1 pseudogene is annotated in these 4,479 nt (G+C 46.8%); it reads right to left on the bottom strand.

What is annotated here, in order from left to right:
* Window positions 1-4,479: pseudogene (locus ABW391_RS28690) on the bottom strand (hypothetical protein); the annotation flags it as partial.

Below are 4,479 nucleotides of genomic sequence, written 5' to 3'. Positions count from 1 at the left end.
CACAATCGTTGCCTGAGGTGATGCTTACATCTCCAAAGCAAAGTGCAGAGGCTTTTCTGTTGTCGATTTTTTCCAAACATTTCTCATCACAATCTACCGTCAAAGGCCATGGAGCAACGCAAGTAGGTGCCACTTTGTCTTCGATCAACAGCTCATCCCAGCAGAAGTTGGTGTTGCCATAGATGTCAGCTCCCCACAATTCTACCGTAACCAGTGCAGTCAAATCGCAGCAGAAGAATTCTACGATATCTTGTAGTGGAGTCATCAATTTGCCACCTTTCAGGATGAAAGTTTCGCCGAAACCATCCAATTTACCGTCGCCGTTGATGTCAAAACCGTCCGCTTTGGTCCAATCGCCATCCGCAGGAAGAGGATCCAATTTGCCGTTGTTGTTGGTGTCGTATCCTTTGCCAATGAAGCTCGCTTCACAACCAGTAGGTACGTTGCGGCGTACTTTGATCCAAGCCAACTTGCAGTTGTCCCAAGAGCCTTCGTCCAAATCAGCAGCTGTTGCCTGAGCATATCCAGTTGTGTAACCGTTGCCATTGCTCAAGGAGATGTGCAATTGATCATCACACTTCATGACCGGTGCAATCTTGTCCTTTACAACGAAAGTGAACGAGTCGCGCTTTGCATTGTAACAGCCATCAAATGCATCGATGATCAGGCGGTGTGTACCTACGGGTACGCCGATCATCATGCCATTCATGATTGCATAATCTACTTTATCCCAGGTATTTTCAGCAACCAGGATGCCTTTAACGTAGCGATCTTTGGTTTTTACAGTTACCGTTGCATTGGCTACTGCGCAGTTGTCGGTGATAGACACACCAAACGCAGACTTGATGCCTGCTACAGTTACAGGGAACGCAGCAGTACAATCCATTGGACCAGTTGAGATCTCAAATGGAGAATGGTGTGCATAGGTCAAAGAAGGAGGTGTGAAGTCACCAATTTTGATCAGGATGTGGATGGTATCGATCACGCCACCTGCACACCAATCGAAAATGTACATTTCACGGTCGATCTTCACTCCTTTGCCACCACAGATTGGGAATTCAGTATCCTTAATAGACACAGAATAGTTGCATTCAACTTCGTCGATGTAGATGTCACGTTTGGTCTTCGAATTCCAGAAATAACTGCGGAAAGAAGGCGTAACGTCGATTTTTTTGATCAAGCTCTTGTCAGGAGTACAAGAGTTGTACTGAACCACCCAATCGTAACCTGGAGCAGGAACTACAGCGTCTTCGCCACAGCTACCAATGCCACGGAATTTCAAGTTGTCATTTGAGAACGGAGCAGGAGGAGTTCCACAGCCATTGTCCAAAACAACATCAGGACGCGCAAATGGAATCACCTGAATGATGCTGGAACGTATTCCATTGCAATCGGTAGCTACCCATTCGCGGTAGATACGGGCATAAATACCATTGGCAGCAATAGAATCGCAGCTATAAAATACCACTTTGTCGCTCCACTTCAAAGTAACGCGGCAACCGCAAGTACGGCAATTGTCATTGAAGTAGGGATAACCCAGGTTGTGAATGTCGTCAGCAACCAAGCCTGGAGGAACCAAATTACAAGCTCCGTCATCATCACCCGCAACACCTTCTGCGTTAATAATGGTCTGAAGACCAGTTGCAGCAGGCTTGGGAGAAGCAGTTTGACGGTTGCCATCTGCGTCCAATACGCTACCAATCGTTTTGTTGTTGTTCAAAACGTAGTTTACGTCAAAACAATCCAAAGTACCGTCGAAGAAGTCAGTACAAACAACTGCAGGTGCAGTTTTGTCTTCAGCGGTTACTTTGCCCCAGCAAATGATGTTGCCGAAGGCATCAAACAGGCCGTAGGTCCATACTCCAGCGCAATCAATGATGTTGCCGTTGCTTGGATTGTTGTCCATTACCCGTACTGTACCAGCGTTGCAATTGCCATCTGACACCAGGTTGCCGGTCAGCACAAACTGGCAGTTGGCATCGAGCGTTACGGTTACATCCTGGCAGCCGCAGTTGGCTACTTGGAAGGTTTTGGTGGTGGCCTTAACGCAGCCCGGATCATTCAGGTTTTTTGAACCCGCCGTTCCAGCGTCGAAGCTGTATTCCAGCGTATTGAGGCCCAAAGGCAAAGTTCTTGGATTGATCGTCAGTTGGGTAGGGGCAGGGCTTGCCCCAGTCTGTGATACCCCATTCAGTTTGAAAGTGCCGGTTCCCGCTGCGTTGTTGGCTGCTGTGCCCGTTACTGCGAATGGTGCCGCATTGGGTGACACCAATACTGGTACATTATTCAGCGCTACATCTGGATAGTAGCACTGGTTGTCGACGGTCAAAAACACGTTGCCTTGGCTACCCGGAGGGTTCGGCCCTTCGATTACGATTTTGAAGCCAGAGCTGTCAACGTGTACAAATGGAATTTCGTGGATGCCAACGTTTGGCCCAGGAATAAAGCGGTAAGTCAAGTTATCGCCCGCTGCGATGTTTTGTGGCGCTGGGCCACCCGTACGCAAAGGCGCTATCGAGAACACCGTCCAGGTTTCGCCCGCCAGCGTTGGCTCAACCCATACTGTTTCATCAAATAACCCATCCCCTTTACAGGTACAGGGGTCGCCGATCATGTAGGCATTTGCTGATGAATTCTCAGATGGGGAGTCGTTGGCTGCTTTAATACTGCTGCAATTCAATACCACCAAGGAGTCACGGGTATTGGAAAGTGCAGAACAACCATTGGCATCCACCACATTGAATTCAATGTATACTTTGCCAGGATTTACGCCTTTTGCAGTGGCTGTACCATTGTTGTTGTTGGTGATTAGTACCGAGCCTGCGCCGCTCTGCGTCCAATTGTAGCTGGAAATCGGCAGAGTAGCTCCGCTGACGGTACTACTCAATACGATTGTGGAGTCTTTGCACAGAAAGGGTAGAAAGTCGATGCTGGCGGTTATTAAGGGACAGCAATTTGTGTTAGCGGTGATTTCCAGTGCTGGAATATCCTTTTCTACTTGCCCCTGGCCATCTACATCTACACTCTTTAAAACAAAATCAGCATCAGCTAATACCTTTATTCTAATGGTATCGCCACTGGTATAGTTTTGAACCAGCGTATCTTTGCCGTTATAGCCGATGACGAGGTCAAAAGGACTGGCAGGGCAGGTGGCCTCCACCACAAATTTGGCAGTCTCACCAGGACACAATTGAGGTGTGGATGTAGTGAAGGAGATGCTGGACGCTGACACGCCTCCCATCGGCAAACTATTCAAGACAGATCCGGGATTGCTCGTGATGTTAAAACTTTCGGGATCCAGGTCGTAAATGGTTCCTGCATTCGTGGTAATGTCTGCAACAAGCGTTGCCGAGGTATCCTGATTTTGTACAATGATACCATAGTTCGTAAAACTATTGCTTACATCTACGATTGGAGTACCTACCTCAATCAATGCACAAAGTCCATTGGTAAAAGCGGTTCCTTTATTTAGAATAGCCGTGGAATCAGCATTTTTGATTACAATATGTGCAGTAGGGCCGTTGTTGAATACCCCTGCGGCATCGTTGACAATCCCGCCACCAAAAAGAGGGCCTTTTGCGCCGATATTGATGACACCACAGTTGTCAAACAATTTGTTGTTGTAAATGCCCGCTTTGCCGATGCCCGTATCTCTGGCCATCCAGATTTGGCCAAAATTGTAGACATCTCCGGTATTGTAAATGCCGTTTTTGCGCACAAAATCAGCGTAAATTTCGCCATTGCGGCTGTTGCGGAAATACTTGCTGTTTTCGATCCCTTCATTGTTGAGGGTATCCAATTCAATGATTCCTTCGTTGATCAGGGTATCGGAATTGACAATGGCATTATTGCTACTGTATCCATTCAGATTACTCAGTTTCAGTTTGCCTAGGTTTGTCCAGGATCCTTTATTTTCAAGTCCTATCCCAACCCCATCGAATAAACTGATGTCTCCGTGATTGAAAAATTTGGAACCAATCTGGTTCCAAATAGCAGGATTGCCAGAAGGCAATTTTTTTGCCCAGATAGAGGCTCCCTGTTCATTGACGAATGTTCCACTATTGATCAGAACTGCATTTCCTATTTGTTCTATACGCAGGTCGGCCTGATTCAGTAAATAGCCAGTATTGTAAATAAAGTTCCTTAATCCTGTAACGTTAACCTGCATGTTCGGACCTAGAATCAAGGAATCTTTGTTGACCATAAAACTATCAATACTACTGGGAATACTGATATCAACATCCAGTTCCAGATAGTTGTAGTTGCTAAAAAACGCCTTACCGAAGGCAGAAAGCGTGAGCGTCCCTGTGAGTTGTTTGTAATACCCTTGGTTGACAACTGCACCCTTGCCACCATTTTTAAAACTGGCAGCTCCCTCTAAAATTACTTTTCCCGTAATGGTATTGTAGAGTTGCACATCTCCTGAGGCTTCCAGTTTGAGGCTTCCGCTGGGTTTGCCAACCAATGTTCCAGCATTGC

Origin of the sequence: Haliscomenobacter sp. (assembly GCF_040403615.1) — a bacterium.
Lineage (GTDB): Bacteria > Bacteroidota > Bacteroidia > Chitinophagales > Saprospiraceae > Haliscomenobacter.
The sequence above is the reverse complement of the archived record's forward strand: the minus strand, read 5'-3'. Positions and strand labels throughout refer to the sequence as shown.